The following is a 24,010-nucleotide window of genomic DNA, read 5'->3' on the forward strand; positions in this document are numbered from 1 at the left end:
CATGGAAATCAAGCCTGAGATTGCCGAAAGAATAAGTAAACTCGAAGAGAAATTTAGAAATTCAGGGCAGGACCTGGGCTCATATCTTGATGGATTGTTGTATGATAAGTATCTCACTTACTGGGATTATATCAATATTGATACTCTTTTAAGTCTTCAAAAAACACTGACACATTTCCCTGACGAAAAGATATTTATCTCGTATCACCAAATTACAGAGCTTTATTTTAAGCTCATTATTCATGAGCAAAAACAAATAATTGCGGCTAAAGATGAAGAAGCGGGATTTTATATAAAAAAATTTAACCGCTTAAATCGTTATTTCCGTATTTTAACCGATTCTTTTGATGTGATGATCAAGGGAATGGATCGTGAACAATTTCTTAAATTTAGGATGGCTTTATTGCCGGCTAGCGGATTTCAATCAGCACAGTTCAGAATGATTGAGATTTACTCTACACCACTTGAAAATCTGGTTCCTTTTGAAATTAGAGAAAATTTTTCTTCTGAAAATAGTTTCGAGGAGTTACTGGAAAATATTTACTGGAAAAAAGGGGGAATAGATCTTGAAAGCGGAGAAAAAACGCTAACCCTTAAACAATTCGAAGATCGATATATCGATAGTTTCTTGAAGCTGGCGCATGAGGTAGAAGGAGTGACGCTTTACCATATTTTTCAAAATCTTCCGGAAGAGATAAAAAATAATTCGGGATTGATCACGGCAATGCGTAATTTTGACGCCTATGTTAATATTAACTGGCCATTAATGCATATTGGGGCTGCTTATCGCCATTTAAATAAAGATAATAAGACAATGAAGGCGACGGGAGGAACCAACTGGAAGGAGTTTCTACCACCCGGCTTCCAGAAGAACAGTTTTTTTCCTAATTTATGGAGTAAGGAAGAATTTGAAGAATGGGGCAGGGAATGGGTTGAAAATAAGTTAAACACAGAAAAAACAGCTTGAAAAAATTGAAAAAATTTAGTTACCTAATATTAATGATGCTGGCCTTGACTGCCTGCAATGAGGATGTGAAAGATGAGGCCATGAATAAGGAAATGGCTGAGGTCAAAACCCCACCGGTGGTGAAGGAATACGGTTTTGTACTCAATGATTTTGAAGTGGTGGTTGATACAATTTCCAGAGGAGATTTTTTTGGGAGTATTCTTGATAAGCAGGGTGTGGGCCCTGGAAAAGTACATGAGATTTCCGAGAAGGTTAAAGATACTTTTAATCCTGCCAGAATTATAGCCGGTAAAAAATACATCATTCTAAAGGATAAAGATTCTGCCCAAACCCCTAAATTTTTCATTTACGAGAACGATAAAATAAACTACACTGTAGTAGATCTTGAAAAGGTTTCGGCATATACAGCCAAACGCCCGGTTACCATAAAGAGGCGGGAAATATCCGGGGTCATTACCTCATCGCTTTCCGAAGCTATGCAGAATCAGGGTTTAAGTAATTTATTGGTTTATGAGCTTTCCAATATCTACCAATGGAGCATCGATTTCTTTAAACTACAGAAGGGAGATCAGTTCAAAATGGTTTATGAAGAAAAATATATCGATGATACCATTTTTGCCGGGATAGAAAATGTTGAAGCCGCTGTTTTTAAGCATTCAGGAAGACCTTTTTATGCCTTTAATTATGAAACGGATTCAATTACCGGTAAAGCTAATTTTTATGATGAAGAAGCCAAGGCGCTACAAAGTTTTTTTCTAAAAGCACCTTTAAATTACAGCCGGATTTCTAGCCGCTATACCAAGCGTAGATTTCACCCTGTACAAAAGCGTTGGAAAGCACATCTGGGAACTGATTATGCTGCGGCCAGGGGTACACCTATAGTAAGTACCGCCGATGGTACCGTTATCGCTTCAAGTTATACTTCGGGTAATGGGAATTATGTTAAGGTCCGTCATAACAGTAAATATACTACACAATATCTTCATATGACTAAACGTAATGTGCGTAATGGACAGCGCGTGAAGCAGGGTGATGTAATTGGTTATGTAGGCAGTACCGGTCTTGCTACCGGACCTCATGTATGTTATCGCTTTTGGGTTAATGGCAGACAGGTAGATCCCTATCGTCAGAACCTTCCAACTGCAAAGCATATCGAAGACGAGCATAAAGAAGCTTACTTCGCTGCTATCGACACCTTAAAACAAAAACTCGATAGTATTCCTTATCGTGAAATTTAATTCTTTCCCGGAAGGAATTCTTTAACAGCTGTCAATTTTAAGGCAGAATACGAGGAGGACTTCGTATTTTTCTTTTTTATTTGTAATTCATTTGAATTTTTTAATTAAAACTACCTGCTGTGAAAAATATAAATCCCACTAAAACAACTGCTTGGAAAAAGTTAACCGAACATTATAAGGATGTAAAAAACCTGGAGATGAAGGAAATGTTCCAGGAAAATCCCGATCGTGCACAGGAATTTACCGTTCAATGGGAAAATTTATATCTGGATTTCAGTAAGAACCGCATAACCTCCGAAACCAGAAAGCTACTGATGGAATTGGCCAGGGAATGTGCACTTCCGGAAGCTATTGAATCCTATTTTAACGGGGAAGCCATCAATAGAACAGAAAACCGACCGGTATTGCATACCGCCTTGAGGGCCGATAAGAACGCTGTAATTAAGGTAGATGGGGAAAATGTCATTCCTGAAGTTCAGGAAGTAAAAAGCAAAATTGAGAAATTTTCCAACTCGGTTATAGAAGGGGGTAAAAAAGGTTATACAGGTAAGGCCTTTACAGATGTTGTCAATATTGGGATAGGAGGCTCGGATCTTGGTCCTGTTATGATTACTGAAGCCTTAAAACATTATAAGAATCATCTTAACGTTCATTTTATTTCAAATGTAGATGGAGATCACGTTCATGAACTCCTTAAAGATCTTAATCCAGAAACTACACTTTTTTTGATCGTTTCCAAAACATTTACGACTCAGGAGACAAGATCTAATGCTACTACCATAAGAAACTGGTTCAGAAAATCAGCACCTCAGGAAGCGATTTCCGAACATTTTGTTGCGGTGTCTTCTAATATTGAAAAAGTTGAAGAATTTGGAATAAATAAACAAAATGTTTTCCCAATGTGGGACTGGGTCGGAGGACGTTTCTCCCTGTGGAGTGCCGTTGGCCTTTCTATTAGCCTTGCTGTAGGTTATAATAATTTTGAAGCTCTTTTAAAAGGAGCTCGGAAGATGGACCGGCATTTCAGAGAGACTGATTTTTCAGAAAATATTCCCGTGCAGCTAGCTTTGTTGAGTGTTTGGTATAATAACTTTTTTAATGCCGAAAGCGAAGCCGTAATTCCTTATACACAATACCTCCATAGATTACCAGCCTATTTGCAGCAGGCTATAATGGAAAGCAACGGAAAGAGTATTGATCGTAACGGGGAAAAGGTGGACTATCAAACCGGGACACTTATATGGGGAGAGCCAGGCACTAACTCTCAGCATGCCTTTTTCCAGTTAATTCACCAGGGAACAAAATTGATTCCTGCAGATTTTATAGGTTATAAGAAAAGTCTTTTTGGGGATACCGATCATCACCATAAACTTATGGCTAACTTCTTCGCTCAAACAGAAGCTCTGTTACAGGGAAAAACTAAGGATGAAGTTATTGAGGAGCTCAAAGAAAAAGGGATGAATGCTAAAGATCTTGAGGAATTACTTCCTTTTAAGGTTTTTGAAGGAAACAAACCCACCAATACGCTACTCTTTGATACTCTTAGTCCGGAAAGCCTCGGAAAACTGATAGCTATTTATGAACATAAGATTTTCGTTCAGGGGGTAATCTGGAATATTTTCAGTTACGATCAATGGGGAGTGGAGTTAGGAAAGCAACTGGCGACCAATATTCTTGAGGAAATCGAAAGCAAAGAGCTTAAAAATCATGATTCTTCAACTAAAAATCTAATAAAGTTCTTTTTGCAATAAAAATCGCAAAAATGTTAACATCTTCTAAATAGTTTTACCTCTTCTTGAATTAGATAGTTCAAAAAATGTTTTAGTTTTGCGGCGTGAAAGAGGCTGAAGTTAAAAACCTTAACTTTTAGGTAAACAAGGGTTTTGAGCTTTTAGTTTCTTTTGCGGCGAATAAAAAACTCAACAAACAAAAATTTATCATGAGGAAACTATTAGCTTTAGCGTTGTTCTTTACAACTGCTACCATTTTTGCTCAGGGAACCATTACCGGAACGGTGATTGATTCTGAATTGAACAGTCCACTTCCTGGTGCTACTGTTATGGAAGTAGGTACCACTAATGGGACCACTACCGATTTTGATGGAAACTTTAGTCTTGAAGTGAAATCCGCTACAGGAAGTATCAGCATTTCATTCGTTGGTTACGAGAAAATTACAAGAAGATTTAATCTAGCTCAAGGTGCTACTCAAGAACTAGGAAGAATTAACCTAAATCCTGATGCCGATGCTCTTTCAGAGGTAATCGTAGTTGGTAGAGGAGTTATTGACCTTGAAGAGGACCGTAGAACACCTATTGCCGTTTCAACTATTACAAGAGCTGAAATTCAGAAAAAGGCTGCAGGTAATGTGGAATTCCCTGAAATACTAAAAAATACTCCTTCGGTATATGTTGCAAACCAGGCAGGTGGATTTGGGGATTCACAAATGTTTCTTCGTGGATTTAGCCAAAACAATACGGCATTTCTTTTGAATGGTCAGCCTATTAACGGAATGGAAGATGGAAACATGTACTGGTCTAATTGGTCTGGTATTTCTGATATTGCCAATGCTGTTCAGGTGCAACGTGGATTGGGTTCTTCTAAACTTGCGATTTCTTCAGTAGGTGGAACAGTAAACATTGTTACAAAGGCAACCGAGAGAACGGAAGGTGGTTTTGTAAGAGGTATGGTAGGAAATGGTAGTTACCTTAAAGGTACTGTTTCTTATGATACAGGAATTAACGATAATGGATGGGGATTTTCTTTCCTATTAGATCATTGGCAAGGACATAGCAAATATGCAGATGGAACTAAAGGACAAGGACAGAATTACTTTTTCTCTGTGGGTAAGAAATTGGGTGATCACAACTTTAACTTTCTACTTACCGGCGCTCCACAATGGCACGATCAGAATTTTTCCAAGAGCATGGACCTTTACGAAGAATATGGGGTAAAATATAACAACAATTATGGTTTTCTTGATGGGGAATACCTGACAAGCCGTAGGAACTATTACCATAAACCTGTAACAAACTTAAACTGGGACTGGAATATTTCTGAAAAATCAGATCTTTCTACTGTGATTTACGCTTCTTTTGGTAGAGGTGGTGGAACTGGAACTTATGGGAACGGTCCTAATTATATAGACAATGGCATAGATTCAAAACCAAGCGGAGCTTTTACCCAGAATGGATTAATCGACTGGGATTTCATTAAAAATGATTATAATGCTTCCATTGAAGGTGGACTTAGTGAAGGCTATAATGGAACTTTACTTAGAGCTTCTGTAAACAATCACGCCTGGTACGGAGCTGTATCGAATTTTAGTCACGATACTGAAACAGGTTGGGCATTTAATGTGGGGGCAGACCTTCGTTGGTACACCGGAGATCACTTCCGTCAGCTAACTGATCTTCTAGGCCTTCAAGGAAGAATTGAGCCTATGGGTAGCCGTCCGGATGGTTACATAGTTTCTGAGACTTTTGAAGCTAACCCATGGTCTGCATTATTTGATTTTGCTGATGAAGACCAGCGAATAAATTATGACTATTCTGAAGATATTAATTATCAGGGTGGATTTGGCCAGGTAGAATATGCCAATGATATGTTCTCTGTTTTCTTCCAGGGAGCAATTTCTAATCAATCTTATCAAAGAACTGATAGAGGTAACTTTGCAACCCCTAAAACTTCAGAAAAAGTAAATAAGACAGGGTATAATCTAAAAGGTGGTGCTTCCTTCAACATCAATGAACAAAATGTTATTTTCGCAAACGTAGGCAAATATTCTCGTCAGCCATTCCTGGATAATATTTTTCCTAGTTATGCCGATAACACCCAACTTGCCGATCCTGAAGTAGAAAACGAAGAGATCTTCGGTTTTGAAGCGGGTTACAAATTTGAGACAAGTGATTTCCAGGCTAATTTAAACGGTTATTACACCAAATGGGAAAATAGATTCTTAAACGCTTCTGGTGAGTATAATCCAAGTGGAAGTGAAGTTCCGGATTACGCTGATGCTTCATTCCTATTTACCAATATCGGGCAGGTTCATCAAGGTCTTGAACTGGATGTGAAATACCGACCTATGTATGGGTGGACTCTTAGGGGTTATGCAACTGTTGGTGACTGGAAATATGATGGAACAACTCCCGTACGAGTTAGAGATAATGATACTAATTCATTTGTGGATGAACTGGAGGCTAACCTTACCGATACTAACGTAGGACAAGCTCCACAATCTTCTTTCGGACTGGGAACTGATGTGCAAATTACCGATAATTTTAGCATGGATATGGATGTTAATCACTTCGCAAACCTTTATGGCTTTGTGGATGTTGAGGATGTGGCTTTCGCAACACTTGAAGGTGAATCATATCAGTCCGAGAAACTTGATGCTTATACTCTTGTTGATTTAGGAGCATCTTACAGGTTCGATCTCGGAGCTCAAAATATTCAATTAAGAGGTAATGTTTATAACTTGTTCGACAACGAGTATATTAACCAAAGAGACCAGTACGGTTACTATTACGGTAATGGCCTAACCTGGAACTTCTCTGTGAAGTATAATTTCTAATTATACTCTTTATAATAGAATCAAGAAGCTGTCTCAGTAAATGTGGCAGCTTCTCCTTTTACTGGCTGTGAGTAATTTCTGGTCAGCAGTAACTTTAATTGAATAATTCTCATTGTTATTTTCATTAAAAATGCGAGCACTCCTTTAATCATATCACTTCTAGGCCAAAAACAAAATACCATTCTTGGCCATTCATTAAGAGAACTCAAATGGTTTTATTGAACTAAAAACTGCATTTGGGTAGCTTTTTTATAGAAAATCCTATCTTTACTAAAAATCTATATCTATGTATCCAACAGTACAATTTATTCATTCTTACTGGGCTTATCTGGTACTAATTGTCCTTCTAATTGCTTCAGTAAATGCTATTATTGGCTATTCCAGTAATAAAGAATATGGTGCTACTAATTTTAGATTGGCGCTTTTTACTCTGATTACCTCTCACATTCAGTTGTTAATTGGTCTGGTCTTATATTTTGTTGCTCCCTATTTCAAGGCTTTTTCTGAAGTTGGAATGGGAGGAGTTATGAAGGATTCTACCTTACGACTATATAATGTAGAACACCCTTTAATAATGATAATTGCGGTTGTGCTAATTACAATAGGTTACTCTAAACATAAGAAGAAACTTACCTCAAAACCAAAATTCAAGATCCTGGCTATTTTTTATACCATTGCATTAATTTTAATGCTAAGTAGGATTCCCTGGGATGCCTGGTTTTAATTTTTTTTATAAGGTATCTATTGTTTAAATTGTTAAAAATATGAATGGTAGGTACTCCATGCCCATTTTGTTGTTCAAGATACAGACCAAAGAAAAAAGAAAAGCCTAATCCTGTTTACCGGGAGAAAATAATTCAGGTTGATATTATTGATGGTGTCAAAGTTCCTGGCCCGTGACTCTTAGGGTTCTTACTGTTGACTTATTACAGCCGTATTTTCTAGTTCCGGGTGATATTTTTCTCACCTAGAGAATGTATGTTTTTTATTTAAATCAGTTAAAGCATTCCACCTTTAACTGATCCAAATAACTTTGAGTTGTAATATAGTTATGACCGAACTATAAGTGGCATTATTTTTTTGCGTAAATTGAAGAATTATTATTCAAATTCAGCTTGTGTATGAACTAACTTTACCAACCAATGAAATTTCATTTTCCCCTTTGTTTTTTATTTTTTAGCCTCGGTATTTATGCCCAACAAACACAGGATCTGGAAGGAACCTGGCGATGGACTTCTCCCAACGGGGAGGATAACTTTGAGCTTACTCTCGAATATATTGATGGGAGTAAAATCAGGGGAACACACTGTTCGATATTCCGTAATGGAGAAAAGATGGACTGTCAGGAAAAGGACAATGATTATAGTATAAGCCTAATTAAAATAGCTAAAAATATTTATGACGGCACGATCGAAAGTAGATATAGTGCTACTGCAGGAAGGATAAGAGTTCAATTTCATCCCAATGACTTAAGTTTGAGTTTTATTTTGAAGGCCTATCCCCCAGGGGAGTTTTACTTACCGGATCGAGCTCTATTATATAGATAAAAAGCCCTTACTGATATTGCTAGCTTATTGGCTTCCTTTATTTCTTTTTTGATAGGCTTCTGAATATGGAGACCAGATCTCATAAATTGGATCTCCCTTAGAGCTTGTGCCTTTATGGTGCCATATACCATTCTTAACTTTATATTCAAACTCTAGACTTGCTCCCACACGGCTATCATCTCGGGAGAAGAATTCAATATTTTCTATATATTTTCCATCCTCGGCTAAATAGGTGCCACCACCAGTACCGTAGAATTCTTTTGTTGCCGAATTAAATGCAATCCACTGGAAGCGTCCGCCGCTTAATATTTTGACCGTGCGTCGATCTCCTGGATTCATCGTGCGCATTTCATCATTTCTTTTACGACCTGTTATCACCCAGTTTCCGGTAAGGGCATCGTTTTCATCTGATAGGCGTTCCCATACTTTGGTATTTATGTCATCGGAAACTATAAATCTGTCTTCACCTTCCCAAGAAATATTAAAATCATTATTAACCCCGATCGCATCAGGATTGGCCGTGTCAAAATCTCTTTTTTCATTTAGCATTTCATCATCACCTAGGGTAAATTCCCCACCTGCCGCACTCATGAATTTGTTATCAGGAAGTGATTTCACACCATGAGCAAAGTATCCATCCTGGTAGATTCTGATTACTTCCCTGTTGGTTACATCTTCTCCGTTCATATGAACTAGTTTCCAGGATCCTTCGATGTTTTGAGCTGAAAGGAAACCAAAACAAAATAAGAGTGATAAATAAAGTAAGCGCTTCATACTGTAAATTGTTGATTTACTTCTAATTTACAATATTTAATGAAAAAAACCTCTAAAAAGAGGTTCTGGAAATTAAGAAGACTGGAAGTCTCATTCTTTCTCTTCCCCATATTTATCATACTCTGGATAAAGAAAATTATTATAAGGGAAACGGGTAATGTGGATTTGTCTCACGGCCTCGTAAACCTTTTTCCTGAATTCTTCCATGTTTTCCTTGTTAAGTGCTGAAATAAAAAGAACATTGTCTCCCATTCGATTCATCCAGGTATTCTTCCATTCCTTCAGGCTATAATGAGCCGAGGTTTTCTCGGTCATTAAATCATCTTTCTCAATCTCCTCAGCCTTATATTGATCAATCTTGTTGAAGACCATTATTGTCGGTTTGTCATTGCTTTTAATCTCACTTAAGATCTGGTTTACCGATTCAATATGGTCTTCAAAATTTGGGTGGGAAATGTCAACCACATGTAATAGCAAATCTGCTTCACGCACTTCGTCTAGTGTAGATTTGAAAGATTCTACTAACTGGGTTGGAAGTTTGCGTATAAACCCAACGGTATCGGTGAGCAGAAAAGGGAGGTTTCTGATTACTACTTTTCTTACTGTGGTATCGAGTGTGGCAAATAATTTGTTTTCAGCAAAAACCTCACTTTTGCTTATGGTATTCATTAATGTAGATTTTCCAACATTGGTGTAGCCAACAAGAGCAACTCTGACGAGCTGACCCCGATTTCCACGTTGAACTTCCATTTGTTTGTCTATGGTCTCCAGTTTTTTCTTTAGCAATGCGATTTTGTCTCTTACAATACGACGGTCTGTCTCAATTTCCGTTTCTCCTGGACCACGCATTCCAATTCCTCCTCGCTGACGCTCAAGGTGAGTCCACATTCCGGCAAGCCTTGGTAACAGATATTCATATTGTGCTAGTTCTACCTGGGTTCTGGCATAACTAGTTTGTGCACGTTGTGCAAAAATATCAAGAATAAGTGTCGTTCTATCCAGGACTTTACATTTCAGGATCTTTTCTATGTTTTTCTGTTGAGCAGGGGAGAGTTCATCATCAAAAATAGCAGTACCGATTTGGTTTTCTTCAACGAACTCACGTACCTCGTTCATTTTTCCTGAACCAATAAAAGTTTTGGGATTTGGAGAGTCTAGCTTCTGGCTGAAACGCTTTGTGACTTCACCCCCGGCTGTATAGGTGAGAAATTCCAGCTCATCTAGATATTCATCCAGTTTTTCCTCATCCTGATGCTGGGTTATTATTCCTATTAGAACGGCTTTCTCGTGAGTTAAATCGGTCTTTTCAATCATAAAACAAAGTTACAGAATAGATTGCTATTGCAGTTTTTCTTCCATCTAATTCAACATAAATTTAACGAAGCCAGGAAAGTTATCATTAACTAAGACTGTCTTGAGGGTAGGTCGGTTTAAGGGCAACTGGCGTAATAATTATAGGGCATAATTGAATCCTAATCCAAACACTTCACGAATCTGGAAACCTTTTACCGCATTATCATCATAAATTGCCTGAAAGATCAAATTGGTAGATAGATAGTCGTTAATCTTCATATTCATATTCATGGTGTAATCAATATCCACATTTTGCGGTTTTTCCAGGTAGTTGGAATAAAGGTTAAGCAGATTTTCCATCGAAACGTTATCAATAATATTGTATTTGGCATAGGCTGAAATTGAAGCTCCTAACTCCCAGCGGGAAGATTTATCAGCATCAACGCCAAAATAATTCCCGTCAACATATCCAGGAGAAGAGGTAAAATCTGAATCCACCATGATCAGTCTTCCAGTTGCCGGTGAAATATTCAGGTAAAGCTCTTCGCTTTTTTTCCATAGCATCCCCGGTCCAAACTGTAAATAAGCAGGAGAAAGAATGTTGGTGTATTCTGTTCTTATGGTTTGTCCGCTTTGGGCATCTTCACTGTATTTGTAACCTTTGGTGATCTGGGTTCTGAAATTCAAAAATAGTGAATAATACCAGTTGGACTCCTTTAATTGTTTCCCTGCAATGGAATTGAATTCGAGTCTATCACTTGTTTTTCTGGTGTAATCATCACCACTCTGTTTGGTTAAACCGTAGTCTAGTATAATTTTATTTTCCCAGGTTATATCATCTCTTAAGTAATTAAAATTATAATTAAGTAAAAGATTTCCAGCAATATTGGAGGTGCCACCACCGGTCCACTCTTCATTGAATGCCGACTGGTTAAAGAGTAGGGCGAAATTGCCTTCAGTTGTCCAACCTTCCTTCTGCGGTTCCTGTTCCTGCTCCTGAGCTGTTAAATTTAAAATTCCGGCAAAGAAGGCCAGGTAAATCATAAATCTTCTCATAGGTTAGTCTTTTAATTCCTGAATTGAAGTATTTAATAAACCAAGTTATGGTTTTGTCCTTTTATAGAGAGGAACTGAGGAACAGGCTTCCCCATACATCAAACTCTTTACAATTGGTTGAAGTTTCTCGATCAATAGAAGGTAGGCGTTCTTTGGTACCGGTTTGTTGGAACAGCCTTTTATGATAACCGGTTTATCCTTAAGATCACTAGGATCCAAATTGTCTATGATCTCTGTAAAAAGAATGCTTTCCAGGGTTTCCAGGTTTCCAGTTACTACTTTTTTTGCATAAGGTTGGAGATAGGTGGCCAGGAGCATATAAGCCCAGGCTGGAATAATTGCGTCGCTTGAACAAGTCAAGGCAATATATTTTCCTTCATATTTATTCCAGTTATGCGTTTTTGCCTGTTCCCTGAAATCTTTTTCCCTAAGAACAAAACCATCCAACAACCAGTCTTTTATATCAAAAAGGACGCGTTCCCCTTCCGGATAATAATCTTCCAGATTAAAGGTGACCAATTTGCTTGAAGCAACGCGGTTAATGATTTCTTCAGACATATTAAATTTCTTAAAGTAATCCTAGTTCGAGTTTAGCCTCTTCACTCATAAGATCCTGAGTCCAGGGAGGATCAAAAGTAATCTCAACTTCAGCATCCTTTACCATATCGAGAGATTTTACACGCTCCTCAACCTCCATAGGTAAAGATTCTGCTACCGGACAGTTCGGTGTAGTTAAGGTCATAAGGATTTTTACTTCGCTATCGGTATTTACCATAACGTCATAAATTAATCCAAGTTCATATATATCGACCGGGATCTCTGGGTCATAGATGGTTTTTAAAACCTTTACGATTTTTTCGCCGAGTTCCTGTGTGTCTATTTCCTGTTCCATCTTATTTTAATTGGGTTTGGTATGCCACCGCATACATTTTAAGTTGTTTAATCATACTTACCAATCCGTTGGCCCGGGTTGGTGATAGATGTTCTTTTAAACCGATATCGTCAATGAATGATGTATCGGCATCAATTATATCTGCCGGATGCTGATTGGAAAAAGCTCTGATAAGTATAGCTACAATACCCTTGGTGATAATGGCGTCGCTATCTGCAGTGAAAACCAATCTATCCCCCTCTAGTTCAGCGTGAACCCAAACCTTGCTTTGGCAACCTTTTATGAGATTTTCATCGACCTTATACTTCTCATCAATAAGTGGCAAGTTCTTTCCTAGCTCGATCATATATTCATAACGTTGCATCCAATCCTCAAACATAGAGAATTCATCTACGATTTCTTGCTGTATTTCCTTGATATTACTCACTTTATAATGATTTTTCAAGCTTTAATAGCTCATTGTTTTCTTCAGATAAAAATACCAATTCTTCCTCTGAAATTTTTACTTTTTTAATTTTGGGAAGGATGTCCTCAAAGGTTTCTTCATACTCCATCTTTCCCTGGCAAAACATTTTTGTTCCAAAAGGCGGATTAAACTTCAAATGTTTCTTCTCAATTTCATAAGTTACTACAAAATTATTGCACCCGGTCTTCCCTGAAAGTCGTTGCTTTTTACTTTCTAATTCAAGTGTGAAGCCTTCTGAAGAGACGTCTTCTCCATCCAAATTGACCAAGTCATAGTTTCCACTTTTATTTTCCAGGTTGGAGGGATTATCATAATCCGAATCCTTTTTGCAGGAAAAAAACAAGAAGGAAAAACTTAGAACAAAGATCAATTTCTTCATGAAAGCATCATTTTTGCTTTTTTCACCCCGTCGATGAACCTGTCAATTTCGTTCTTGGTATTGTAAAAAGAAAAAGAAGCTCTTACGGTACCTGGAATTTTATAAAAATCCATAATTGGTTGTGCACAATGATGACCAGTTCTTACCGCTATACCCATTTTGTCGAGTAAAGTGCCAATGTCATAAGGGTGCAGGCCTTCAATATTAAAAGAGATCACTGCCGTTTTCTCCTCGGTGTTACCGTAGATTTTCATGCCTTCAATTTCAAGTAGTTTATCCGTAGCATAATCTAGCAGTTCCTTTTCATAAATCGCAATATTTTCAAACCCAAGTGAATTCAAATAATCTACTGCTGCTCCAAAGGCTATTCCACCACATATGTTTGGGGTGCCAGCCTCAAATTTATGCGGTAAATCCGCGTATGTTGTTTTTTCAAAACTAACCGTGGCAATCATCTCACCTCCACCTTGATAGGGCGGGAGTCTTTTGAGCCATTCTTCTTTTCCGTAAAGCAGGCCGACTCCGGTTGGACCACACATTTTATGAGCGGAAACCACATAAAAATCGACATCCAGAGCCTGAACATCCGCTTTAATATGAGGAGCAGCCTGCGCCCCGTCTATCAAAACTGCAGCTCCTTTAGAATGCGCTTTTTCGATAATGTTTTTGATTGGGTTTATCGTTCCCAGAGCATTAGATACATGATTTAGAAAAACGACTTTTGTTCGGTCGGAAATCATATTTTCAAATTCGCTGTATATTAATCCCCCTTCCTCGTTCATAGGGATCACTTTCAGAACCGCTCCAGTCTTTTCGCATAGCATCTGCCAAGGAACGATATTGGAATGATGTTCCAATGCCGAAACCAGGATTTCATCTCCTTTCTTTAAAATAGAGCCAAATCCACTAGCAATTAGGTTAATCCCGTGAGTGGTGCCGGAGGTGAATATAATTTCGTAAGATTTTTTAGCGTTAAAATGCTTTTGAAGGCTTATTCTTGCTTGCTCATATTTTTCGGTAGCTTCCTGGGATAGGCTGTGTACCCCCCGATGAATATTTGCATTATAGTTAGAATAATAATCCACAATCACATCGATCACCTGCTTTGGTGTTTGTGAGGTGGCCGCGTTGTCCAGGTAGACCAATGGGTAGCCGTTAACCTTTCTTTTTAGAATAGGAAAATCTTTTCTGATTTTTTCGATATCAAAAGTTATATTTTCAGTACCCAGGCTCATAAATTTTTTTTTAAGGTCCTTCCAATTTTGACTCAGGTGGAGTGGCTATAGATTAAAACCTACTGCAACACCAAGTTTTTCTGCAATTAGTTTGTTGATCCTTTTCTTTAGTTCAGGTATTTTAACGCTTTCCAGAACATTATTGGCAAAAGCATACGTCATAAGCCCTTGAGCCTCTCTTTTTGGAATACCACGAGATCTCAGGTAAAACAATGCATCTTCATCCAGCTGACCGATAGTGCAGCCGTGACTACACTTCACATCATCGGCAAAAATCTCCAGTTGTGGTTTTGAATTGATGGTGGCCTTATCTGTTAGTAAAACGTTATTGTTAGATTGATAAGCATTTGTTTTCTGGGCTTCTTTTTCTACAAGCACCTTACCGTTGAAAACCCCTGTGGCGTTTCCGTCAAAAATTCCCTTATAATCTTGGTGGCTCTCGCAATTGGGTTCAATATGATGTACCAGGGTATTATGATCCACGTGTTGTTTGCCCTCGATTAGAGTAACCCCCTTTAAGGTAGAATCGATATGCTCGCCTTTTTGATAAAAATTCAAATTATTTCTTGTCAATTTACCCCCTAAAGAGAAAGTATGTACCGAGCAAAAACTCTCAGACTGCTGTTCAATAAATGTGTTATCTATAAGCGAAGCTGATGCGGAATCATTTTGGATTTTGTAATAATCCACAATCGCACGCTTATCAGCAAAGATTTCTGTTACAGCGTTTGTAAGCACTGGTTTGTCAGTAAGGCTTTGGTGTCTCTCGATGATTTGAACGTGAGAATTTTCATCTACCACAATTAGATTTCGAGGCTGTAATAACATCGCCGATTCTTTTCCCGTAGAAAAATTAATGATTTGAATCGGCTTGTCCGCCATTGTATTCCTCTGGATATGGATGTAAGCCCCTTCACGAGTGAATGCCGTATTTAAAGCATTAAGCCCGGTTTTGGGAGCGATCTTATTGAAATAATTATCCACAACCGCTTTATATGGAGATTTATTTAATGCGGAAGACATCAGACATACATCGATTTTATCATGTGTGGTCTGGGAAAGATGAGAAGAATAAACTCCGTCAACAAAAACTAGATCGTAAGTGTCGATATTATCGATCAGATAATCTTTAATATCCCGATATTCGAGGCTATCATCCTTTTTGGGAAAAAAGCTGTAATCGTGTTTTAAAACTGAATTAAGGGAAGTATATTTCCAGGCCTCTTCCTTTTTTCCAGGGAAACCGATACGGTCAAAATCCTTTATTGCCTGGTTTCTTATGTTATGTAGGTCATCATTTTCACCACCGAATTCTTCTTCGAAGGCCAGAAACGAGGACACTAATTTATCTTTTAATTCCATCACAAAATTCTATTTGTTATTTTCGCAAAAGCGAGAACGGTCATTTTAATATTAAGGTTAAAAAAGCTAGGGAGTTATACCTGCTCTGGTTTCAACCAATCATAGCCTTTTTCTTCAAGTTCCAGGGCAAGTTCTTTGCCTCCGGATTTCACGATCTTACCGTCTACCAAAACATGTACAAAATCCGGTTGAATGTAATTTAATAAGCGTTGGTAGTGAGTAATTAAAAGCACTGCATTGTCCTTAGTCCTTAATTTATTGACTCCTTTGGCCACAACCTTAAGCGCATCGATGTCCAAGCCGGAGTCAGTTTCATCTAAGATTGAAAGCTTAGGATCGAGTACTGCCATCTGAAAAATCTCATTACGTTTTTTCTCACCTCCGGAAAAACCTTCATTGAGGGAACGGGAAAGGAATTTACGGTCAATCTCTAGTAATTCAGATTTTTCCTTAATAAGTTTTAACATTTCATTTGCTGGCATATCATCCTGACCATTAGCTTTTCTGTGGGCATTGATAGCAGCTTTCATAAAATTGGTTACCGATACCCCCGGTATCTCGATAGGATACTGGAAGGAAAGGAAAATACCTTTATGAGCCCGCTCTTCGGGGTCAAGTTCTGAAAGCTCTTCTCCTTCAAAAATGATTTCCCCTTGAGACATATCAAATTCCTCCTTTCCGGCTATAACTGAAGAAAGGGTGCTCTTTCCTGATCCGTTAGGCCCCATAATCGCGTGAACCTCGCCGGGATTGATTTCCAGATTTATCCCTTTTAGGATTTCCTTATCGTCTATACTTGCGTGTAAATTCTTTATTTTAAGCATATATTCTAGGTATGCATCCCGCCGTAGGCGGAACAGATTTAATTATTCTTCTATATCTTCGGAAACTTTTTCAGTCTCCAGAATTTCAATTATTTCTCTTATTTCGATGTCTTCTTCCCAGCCTTCCTGGTTGACACTAGGAACAATTTTTCCTTTTATTTTGACTGAAACCATATCAAAATCTTCTTTCTTGTATGGCTTTACTTTTTCTGCCAGGACTTGTGCCATTGAATCTATGGTAACTCCATAAACAAAACTATCTCCTCTAAAAACCGCAGCATCTCCAACATAAATGAATTCTCCACTTAGGGTTGGAATGCTGTCTTGTTCTTTCTGCCTTTGGGTGGGTTCCATTAGTTCCTGCCGACTTTCATCCTGACAGGCCACGGCTAAAATTATGAGAACAAATATGATTAAAAACTTTTTCATCGGTTTTATCATCCCATTTATTAACCTACAGACCCTTCCAGAGAGATCTCCAGTAATTTTTGTGCTTCCACCGCAAATTCCATGGGCAGCTTGTTAAGGACTTCCTTGCTGAATCCATTCACGATTAGGGCAATGGCCTTTTCGGTGTCAATGCCGCGTTGGTTGCAATAAAAAATCTGGTCTTCACCGATTTTACTAGTGGTGGCTTCGTGCTCTACCTGCCCAGATTTGTTCTTGACCTCGATATAAGGAAAGGTGTGGGCTCCGCATTTATTTCCCATCAATAGAGAATCACATTGTGAGAAATTTCTTGCATTTTCTGCACGACCATTAATTTGCACAAGTCCGCGGTAGGAATTTTGTGATTGTCCAGCTGAAATTCCTTTTGAGATAATAGTACTTCGGGTATTTTTCCCTAAGTGTATCATTTTTGTACCAGTGTCTGCTTGCTGGAAATTGTTGGTCACCGCAATAGAGTAAAACTCGCCTATAGAGTTATCCCCTTTTAAGACACAGGAAGGATATTTCCAGGTAACTGCAGAACCGGTTTCGACCTGAGTCCAGGATATCTTAGCATTTTTCTCGCAAAGTCCACGTTTGGTTACAAAATTAAATACTCCTCCTTTACCTTCTTTATTCCCAGGGTACCAGTTCTGTACGGTGCTGTATTTAATTTCCGCATTGTCGAGTGCAATAAGCTCTACTACTGCAGCATGCAATTGATTCTCATCTCGTGTTGGTGCTGTACAACCTTCAAGGTAGCTTACATAACTACTGTCCTCAGCAATTACAAGGGTGCGTTCAAATTGCCCAGTTCCAGCCTGATTGATCCGGAAGTAAGTGGAAAGTTCCATTGGACATCTTACGCCTTTTGGAATGTAGCAGAAAGAACCATCACTAAATACTGCCGAGTTCAAGGCTGCATAAAAATTATCTGTTTTAGGTACCACAGTGCCTATATACTTTTTAACCAATTCAGGATGCTCCTGAATTGCTTCTGATATAGAACAAAATATGATTCCTTTCTCTGCAAGTGTTTTTTTGAAAGTAGTGGTAACCGAAACGGAATCCATTACTACATCTACAGCAACTCCAGCCAACTTCTTCTGCTCATCAAGCGAAATTCCCAGCTTTTTGAAAGTATCCAGCAATTCAGGATCTACTTCGTCTATGCTGTTGTATTTCGGCTTTTTATTGGGTGCTGAATAATAAGAAATGTTCTGAAAATTAGGCTTTTCATAATGCACATTCGCCCAATCTGGTTCTTTCATTTTTTCCCAGGCGCGATAAGCTTCTAGGCGCCACTGTGTCATCCACTCCGGTTCTTCTTTCTTTTTCGATATTGCTCTTACAATGTCTTCATTGAGCCCAATAGGAAAGGTATCAGATTCTATATCGGTATAAAATCCGTATTCATATTCCTTTGTTTCGAGCTCTTTCTTTAAATCGTCTTCAGTATATGCCATTTCAATAATATTAATTCTAATTTCAAAATTCAAATATTGAATTTCGAATCGATTAAAGGGAGAAACTCTCCCCACATCCACATGTGCGTTGAGCGTTAGGATTATTAAACACAAATCCCTTGCCATTAAGTCCCCCGGAATATTCAAGAATAGTTCCGGCTAGATATAGAACGCTACGTTTGTGAACTACGATTTTTACTCCGTTATCCTCAAAAAGTTTATCGTCTTCTGCTTTCTGTTTGTCAAAGTTAAGTTCGTAAGATAAACCCGAACAGCCACCGCTTTTTACGCCCACCCGAACAAAATCCTGAACGCTGTCAAAACCATCTTCGCTCATTAAAGCGGTTATCTTCTTTTTTGCACCTTCGCTAACTTTTATCATAGCTTAACAAGATTAATTCTAAATTGGGGACAAATATACTACAAAACAGGCGTTTTACCATAGAGCCTGCATATGTTTTAAGAATGGCTGAATAAGCCTTGTCAATTAGAGATTTCTCAATATTTATTTGTCTATTTTGCTGATTTTCAATTGATTTTAATAATAAGAATCTCTAATTCTGTTTGAGCTTTATTCTTATAGTTAAATAATATTCACTTATTTTGCAGATTAAAATTTCACTATATGTTTGATGATAGTCCGGGAATGAAGACAAACCTTTCAGAATTAGGAGAATTTGGTTTGATAGACCACCTTACCCGAAGTTTTTCCCCAAAATTAACTTCTACTGTAAAAGCTATTGGAGATGATGCCGCAGTTTTGAATTTTGAGAATAAACATACTGTTGTGACCACCGATCTCCTGGTAGAGGGTGTTCATTTTGACCTGGCTTATATGCCTCTGAAGCATCTCGGTTATAAAGCCGTCATGGTAAATGTTTCGGATGTTTATGCAATGAACGCCAAGGCTACGCAAATAACCGTATCTATTGCGGTATCTAACCGCTTTCCTGTAGAAGCACTTGAGGAATTATATTCAGGAATTGAACTAGCCGCTAAACTTTATAATATAGATGTTGTTGGCGGCGATACAACATCCTCAAGGTCGGGTCTTTTGATAAGTGTGACTGCCCTTGGAGTTGCAGAAAAAGAAGATGTGGTTTTACGAAGTGGAGCTAAGCCAAATGATCTTCTAGTCGTTACCGGAGATCTCGGGGCGGCCTATATGGGCTTACAGGTACTTGAACGGGAGAAACAGGTATTTAAAGCAAATCCAAATGCCCAGCCCGATCTGGATCAATACACCTATCTTATCGAAAGGCAGCTTAAACCAGAGGCCCGAAAAGATATTCCGCCGCTTCTTAAAGAACTTGGTGTAAAGCCTACTTCCATGATAGATATTTCAGATGGACTCTCCTCTGAAGTCATCCATCTGTGTAAGAATTCCCAGGTAGGTGCTAACCTATATGAAGACAAGATTCCTCTGGATCCTGCTGTGATATCGGTTTGCGAGGAATTTGAAATAGATAGCACCACAATAGCCTTAAGTGGAGGTGAGGATTACGAGTTGCTATTTACGGTATCCCAGGGGGATTATGAGAAGATTAAGGCAAATCCTAATTTAACAGTAATCGGCCATATGACCGAGGAGAATGAAGGTATGCACTTAATCACCCGGGCAAATACCAAAATCCCTCTAATAGCCAAAGGCTGGAATTCTATGGAAGATAAAGATGAGGAAAAAGGAAACGAAGATTAAGAGGCCTGTGCAAAGGATTTCCCTTTCCTTTTTCTGTGAATCTTGGCCAGGTAATCATTGGTTTCTTTAAATTTTGGCGTTAATCGCGCCAAAAGGCCATTCGCGGTATCGGTCATTTCCATACCGCATTTGGCACACTTATATTCGTGAATGTGGTCGGTTACATTCTTAGATACTCTTAGCTTGTGCCCGAAAATGCTGCAATAAACCTTTCCGAACGAAAATAAGTTAGGGTTTTTTTTCTTCATAAAGGATTGATTTTCTTGTGTCTGTAAAAACTAAATTATAAAAAAAAGTTAAACTTTCGACAAAAAGTTAAAATTAATCGATGAAATGCAAAAAATTCATCAAACTATTTTTATTTTCCATAAAGGCCAGATGCCCATCAGGATAGCTCAAAAACCCGGTTTTACAGGTAGCTGAAACTTTTTTAATTTCATGGTACTCCAATATAGGATCATTCTTTCCCGCCATAATATATTTGGGAATTTTAATCGATTCAAGCAATCGGCTGTGATCAGCACGAACTTTCATTCCATAGAGTGCGGCAGTAATCCCCCCTTTTGGGAAATTAAGCGCCCGGTGTTTAAGTTCGTCTATCTGTGGTTTGAATTTTTTATTGTTTTCCGGACTTAATAAATTAGAAACTGCCATATTTACAAAGGCTCTTTTGTTCTTCGAAACCATTTGGATAGCTCTATCCCGGTTAATTTTGCGCTCTTCCGTGTCTGCCTTGGGAGTGGAATTTATTAGTGCCAAACCGGTGGGTATGGTAGGAAAAATATTCTGAAATTCCAAATTCACATAACCGCCCATCGAGTGACCGACCAAAAAAGCCTTCTTAATACTTAAGGCGTCTAATACCGCTTTTACGGCATGGGCCATCTCCTTCATAGTATGAATCTTGTCTATACAACCGGACCTACCGTGACCGGGAAGATCTATGCAGATCACCTTTCTTTTACACGAAAGATCGTCCTGAAAATCTTCCCAGATTTCTAAAGACTCCAAAAAACCATGAAGCAGGACCAGGGGTTTCCCTGTCCCTTTCGTGGTAAAATGAATTTCAGTGTTTTTATAATTTATTTTCATAATCGCCTAATACCGAATAAAAAGGAAAAGCCATGGAAACACAGTTATTTTTGTGAAGCCATGGCTTTAAAATTAAATATTTTAGAGAAAAAATTTATGAGTTCATTAGCTCTTCGATCTCCTCGATTTCTATAGGAATGTTACGCATAAGGTTAAATGGCTCTCCTTTTTCCTGGATGACCACATCGTCTTCTAACCGAATACCAAAACCTTCATCTGGCAGGTAGATTCCGGGTTCTACAGTAAATACCTGGTTAGCTTTCATAGGCTCCGTTAAAATGCCATAATCATGGGTGTCCAGACCTATATTGTGAGCAGTACCATGCATAAAATATTTTTTATAGGCCGGCCAATCTGGATTTTCGTTTTGAACATCCGCTTTATCCAGCAGTCCGAGATCCAATAATTCCGAAGTCATCAATTTCCCAACTTCCTTATGATATTCTGCCCATATGGTGCCCGGTACCAGCCATTTCGTGGCTTCTTTCTTTACCCGGTTTACGGCATTATAGATCTGTTTTTGTCTGTCTGAATATTTTCCGGATACAGGAATAGTCCTGGTCATATCGCTAGAATAATTGGCATATTCTGCGCCAGTGTCAATGAGTATAAGATCTCCAGCTTTACATTGTTGATCATTTTCGGTATAATGTAGCACATTTGCATTATTCCCACTTGCTATGATAGGGGTATAGGCAAATCCACGGGAACGATTCCGGATCATTTCATGCCAGTATTCAGCCTCGATCTCGTGTTCCCAAACTCCTGGTTTGGTAAATTTCAGGGCTCTTCGGAAAGCTTTTTCGGTGATATCACAGGCCTTTTGCATGAGGTCCAATTCTATAGGATCTTTTACCGAACGTAACCTTTGCAAAATTGGATTGCTTTTGGCCACCTGGTGAGCCGGGTATTTTTCTTTTGTTTTTTTGATGAACCGCTCATCCCGGGTCTCAGTTTGAACATTAGCCCGGTAATGCTCATTGGTATTGAAATAAATAGTATCGCACTGCGACATTAGCTCAAAAAAGATTTTATCAAAATCCTGAAGCCAGTATACGGTTTTTATGCCGCTTACTTCAAACGCTTTTTCTTTAGTAAGTTTTTCGCCTTCCCAAACAGCTATATGGGGATTGGTTTCAGTTAAGAAAAGCATTTCCCTGTGCTCTGGTTTTGGTGCATCAGGGAATAGGACCAAAATAGCTTCTTCCTGATCTACACCACTGAGGTAGAATAAATCTCGGTTTTGCTGAAAAGGCATTGTGCTGTCAGCACCAATAGGGTAAATATCATTGGCATTAAAAACCGCAAGACTCGATGATTTCATTTTATCGGCGAAATTCTTACGGTTTTTTATAAAAAGGCTTTTGTCTATTTGTTCGTATCTCATATTTAGAAGTGTTGAGACGCATAAATGCATCGATTTGAGTTCAGGTGTACAAAGTTATCAATATCTGAGAGAGAAAAAAGGAATAGCCCGATTCCCTCTTTTGCAATTATTCATATAAACCTAAGCGGTTTTTAAGATTGCGATTTTGGTGCTGTAATTCTTCCAGCTGCCTCAGCAAATGGTCTATGGCCTCCAGACCTTCTAGATTGATGTCCAGCTCATAATGTAATCGGCGTAGTTTTTCGAAATTTGTTATTTCTTCGAGGGGGACATATTGCGATTTCTTTACAGTTATGATTTTTATTAAGCCGCTTCGTGAGAGCGAATGGATGAATGTTTCTTCAACCTTGTAGCGAGTACAAATCTCTTCGGTAGGTATTAAATCTTCTAAATTCATGAGCGTAGTTTTTGAAGTTCCCTGAATAATTCTTTTTCTTTCTCGCTGAGGTTGGTGGGAAGGGTGACATTATAGGTGATGTAGAGGTCTCCATATTGATTTTCTTTTTTATATTTTGGAAAACCTTTGCCTTTTAATTTTACCCTGGTCCCTGATTGTGTTTCAGGTTTAACTTTTAATTTGACTTTCCCACTGAAGGTGTCTACGGTAATCTCCCCGCCAAGCAAGGCTGTATAGAGGCTGATGTTAATCCTGCTATAGAGGTTTTCTTTTTCCCGTTTAAAGGTGGTGTTATTGATGATTTTAAAGGTGATGTAAAGATTACCTCTTGGGCCACCTTGAACCCCTGGGCCACCATGGCCTTTAATTTTAATAGTTTGTCCATTTTCGACCCCGGCGGGAATGGTTAATCTAATATTTTTACCATTGATGGTTAAGGTTTGTTTCTGGCTAGTGTAGACATCCCTAAGATTTAGTTCCAATTCGGCATTGTAATCCTGTCCTTTGAAATGTCTGTGTCTTCTCGAACCATGTGCCCTGGCACTACTGCCAAACATTTGTTCAAAAAAATCTGAGAAAGTATCCTCGTCAAAATTACCGGAGTAGGAGTGCGCTCCTTGCCGAGGACCACCATAACCTTCAAAACCTCTACCATAGCCCGTACTGCCGGAGGCTTGTTGTTGTCTTCTGGCTTCTTCATATTGTTCGGCGTGTTCCCAATTCTGGCCGTACTGATCATATTTTTTACGTTTTTCCGGATCACTGAGGACTTCATGGGCTTCATTGATTTGCTGAAATCTCACCTGGGCATCTTTATTATTAGGATTAAGATCGGGATGGTATTTTCTAGCTAGTTTACGATAAGCCTTTTTGATATCGGCCTGGGAGGCAGATTTGTCAATCTCCAGTAATTTGTAGTAGTCAATAAATTCCATTT

General features: G+C 38.5%; 25 protein-coding genes. 7 read left to right on the forward strand and 18 right to left on the reverse strand.

Annotation, left to right across the window (positions count from 1 at the left end; genetic code table 11):
- Window position 1: 1 nt before the first annotated feature.
- The 6 genes from ACW6NC_RS09645 (at window position 2) to ACW6NC_RS09670 (ending at window position 8,322) form a co-directional block, all read left to right on the forward strand.
- Window positions 2-967, forward strand: a complete 966-nt coding sequence (locus tag ACW6NC_RS09645; protein ID WP_457865577.1) for a tryptophan 2,3-dioxygenase family protein — start codon at window positions 2-4, stop codon at window positions 965-967.
- A 5-nt stretch (window positions 968-972) separates the two neighbouring features.
- Window positions 973-2,205: a peptidoglycan DD-metalloendopeptidase family protein gene (locus tag ACW6NC_RS09650; protein ID WP_457865579.1), complete on the forward strand. Its 1,233-nt coding sequence runs from the start codon at window positions 973-975 to the stop codon at window positions 2,203-2,205.
- A 119-nt stretch (window positions 2,206-2,324) separates the two neighbouring features.
- On the forward strand, window positions 2,325-3,956 hold the full coding sequence (gene pgi / locus ACW6NC_RS09655) for a glucose-6-phosphate isomerase (RefSeq protein ID WP_457865581.1): 1,632 nt from the start codon (window positions 2,325-2,327) through the stop codon (window positions 3,954-3,956).
- Between the two features lie 188 nt (window positions 3,957-4,144).
- Window positions 4,145-6,775, forward strand: coding sequence for a TonB-dependent receptor (locus ACW6NC_RS09660; protein ID WP_457865583.1), 2,631 nt, complete (start codon window positions 4,145-4,147; stop codon window positions 6,773-6,775).
- A gap of 286 nt (window positions 6,776-7,061) precedes the next feature.
- On the forward strand, window positions 7,062-7,499 hold the full coding sequence (locus tag ACW6NC_RS09665) for a hypothetical protein (protein ID WP_457865585.1): 438 nt from the start codon (window positions 7,062-7,064) through the stop codon (window positions 7,497-7,499).
- A 418-nt stretch (window positions 7,500-7,917) separates the two neighbouring features.
- Window positions 7,918-8,322, forward strand: a complete 405-nt coding sequence (locus ACW6NC_RS09670) for a hypothetical protein (RefSeq protein WP_457865587.1) — start codon at window positions 7,918-7,920, stop codon at window positions 8,320-8,322.
- Between the two features lie 24 nt (window positions 8,323-8,346).
- On the opposite strand, the gene ACW6NC_RS09675 is transcribed toward ACW6NC_RS09670, so the two are convergent.
- The 13 genes from ACW6NC_RS09675 to ACW6NC_RS09735 all read right to left on the reverse strand — a co-directional run bounded on the left by ACW6NC_RS09675 (window position 8,347) and on the right by ACW6NC_RS09735 (window position 18,880).
- Window positions 8,347-9,096, reverse strand: coding sequence for a hypothetical protein (locus ACW6NC_RS09675; RefSeq protein ID WP_457865589.1), 750 nt, complete (start codon window positions 9,094-9,096; stop codon window positions 8,347-8,349).
- Window positions 9,097-9,186: 90 nt separating this feature from the next.
- Window positions 9,187-10,410 (reverse strand): GTPase HflX, encoded by a 1,224-nt coding sequence (gene hflX, locus ACW6NC_RS09680; protein ID WP_457865590.1) that lies wholly within the window; start codon window positions 10,408-10,410, stop codon window positions 9,187-9,189.
- A gap of 138 nt (window positions 10,411-10,548) precedes the next feature.
- Complete coding sequence (locus tag ACW6NC_RS09685) at window positions 10,549-11,445, reverse strand: DUF3078 domain-containing protein (RefSeq protein WP_457865592.1); 897 nt, start codon at window positions 11,443-11,445, stop codon at window positions 10,549-10,551.
- A gap of 45 nt (window positions 11,446-11,490) precedes the next feature.
- Complete coding sequence (locus tag ACW6NC_RS09690; RefSeq protein ID WP_457865594.1) at window positions 11,491-12,003, reverse strand: DUF2480 family protein; 513 nt, start codon at window positions 12,001-12,003, stop codon at window positions 11,491-11,493.
- Between the two features lie 10 nt (window positions 12,004-12,013).
- Window positions 12,014-12,337, reverse strand: a complete 324-nt coding sequence (locus ACW6NC_RS09695) for an SUF system Fe-S cluster assembly protein (RefSeq protein WP_093407639.1) — start codon at window positions 12,335-12,337, stop codon at window positions 12,014-12,016.
- A 1-nt stretch (window position 12,338) separates the two neighbouring features.
- Entirely contained in the window at window positions 12,339-12,716 is a 378-nt protein-coding gene (locus ACW6NC_RS09700; RefSeq protein ID WP_457865754.1) for a SufE family protein, read from the reverse strand.
- 49 nt (window positions 12,717-12,765) lie between these two features.
- Window positions 12,766-13,182, reverse strand: a complete 417-nt coding sequence (locus ACW6NC_RS09705; protein WP_457865596.1) for an META domain-containing protein — start codon at window positions 13,180-13,182, stop codon at window positions 12,766-12,768.
- Window positions 13,179-14,417 carry an aminotransferase class V-fold PLP-dependent enzyme gene (locus tag ACW6NC_RS09710; protein WP_457865598.1) on the reverse strand — a complete coding sequence of 413 codons (1,239 nt, stop codon included), beginning with the start codon at window positions 14,415-14,417 and terminating at the stop codon, window positions 13,179-13,181. The genes ACW6NC_RS09705 and ACW6NC_RS09710 overlap by 4 nt, the downstream gene beginning before the upstream one ends.
- Window positions 14,418-14,462: 45 nt before the next feature.
- Entirely contained in the window at window positions 14,463-15,779 is a 1,317-nt protein-coding gene (gene sufD / locus ACW6NC_RS09715; protein ID WP_457865600.1) for a Fe-S cluster assembly protein SufD, read from the reverse strand.
- A 74-nt stretch (window positions 15,780-15,853) separates the two neighbouring features.
- The gene (sufC, locus tag ACW6NC_RS09720; RefSeq protein ID WP_457865602.1) at window positions 15,854-16,603 is read right to left on the reverse strand and encodes a Fe-S cluster assembly ATPase SufC; all 750 of its coding nucleotides are present in this window, start codon (window positions 16,601-16,603) and stop codon (window positions 15,854-15,856) included.
- A gap of 42 nt (window positions 16,604-16,645) precedes the next feature.
- Window positions 16,646-17,032, reverse strand: coding sequence for a hypothetical protein (locus ACW6NC_RS09725; protein WP_457865604.1), 387 nt, complete (start codon window positions 17,030-17,032; stop codon window positions 16,646-16,648).
- 20 nt (window positions 17,033-17,052) lie between these two features.
- Entirely contained in the window at window positions 17,053-18,498 is a 1,446-nt protein-coding gene (sufB, locus tag ACW6NC_RS09730) for a Fe-S cluster assembly protein SufB (protein ID WP_457865606.1), read from the reverse strand.
- Between the two features lie 52 nt (window positions 18,499-18,550).
- Window positions 18,551-18,880, reverse strand: a complete 330-nt coding sequence (locus tag ACW6NC_RS09735) for a HesB/IscA family protein (RefSeq protein WP_457865608.1) — start codon at window positions 18,878-18,880, stop codon at window positions 18,551-18,553.
- A gap of 243 nt (window positions 18,881-19,123) precedes the next feature.
- Between ACW6NC_RS09735 and thiL the strand changes: the two genes are divergently transcribed.
- Window positions 19,124-20,197, forward strand: coding sequence for a thiamine-phosphate kinase (thiL, locus tag ACW6NC_RS09740; RefSeq protein ID WP_457865610.1), 1,074 nt, complete (start codon window positions 19,124-19,126; stop codon window positions 20,195-20,197).
- Here the strand turns inward: thiL and ACW6NC_RS09745 are convergent.
- The 5 genes from ACW6NC_RS09745 to ACW6NC_RS09765 all read right to left on the reverse strand — a co-directional run bounded on the left by ACW6NC_RS09745 (window position 20,194) and on the right by ACW6NC_RS09765 (window position 24,008).
- Window positions 20,194-20,445: a hypothetical protein gene (locus tag ACW6NC_RS09745; protein ID WP_457865612.1), complete on the reverse strand. Its 252-nt coding sequence runs from the start codon at window positions 20,443-20,445 to the stop codon at window positions 20,194-20,196. The genes thiL and ACW6NC_RS09745 overlap by 4 nt on opposite strands.
- A gap of 73 nt (window positions 20,446-20,518) precedes the next feature.
- Window positions 20,519-21,289, reverse strand: coding sequence for an alpha/beta fold hydrolase (locus tag ACW6NC_RS09750; protein WP_457865614.1), 771 nt, complete (start codon window positions 21,287-21,289; stop codon window positions 20,519-20,521).
- 94 nt (window positions 21,290-21,383) lie between these two features.
- Window positions 21,384-22,676, reverse strand: a complete 1,293-nt coding sequence (locus ACW6NC_RS09755) for an aminopeptidase P N-terminal domain-containing protein (RefSeq protein WP_457865616.1) — start codon at window positions 22,674-22,676, stop codon at window positions 21,384-21,386.
- 106 nt (window positions 22,677-22,782) lie between these two features.
- Complete coding sequence (locus tag ACW6NC_RS09760; protein ID WP_457865618.1) at window positions 22,783-23,073, reverse strand: chaperone modulator CbpM; 291 nt, start codon at window positions 23,071-23,073, stop codon at window positions 22,783-22,785.
- The gene (locus tag ACW6NC_RS09765; protein ID WP_457865620.1) at window positions 23,070-24,008 is read right to left on the reverse strand and encodes a DnaJ C-terminal domain-containing protein; all 939 of its coding nucleotides are present in this window, start codon (window positions 24,006-24,008) and stop codon (window positions 23,070-23,072) included. The genes ACW6NC_RS09760 and ACW6NC_RS09765 overlap by 4 nt, the downstream gene beginning before the upstream one ends.
- Window positions 24,009-24,010: the final 2 nt, after the last annotated feature.

The sequence above is a fragment of the Salegentibacter profundi genome, from assembly GCF_054121475.1.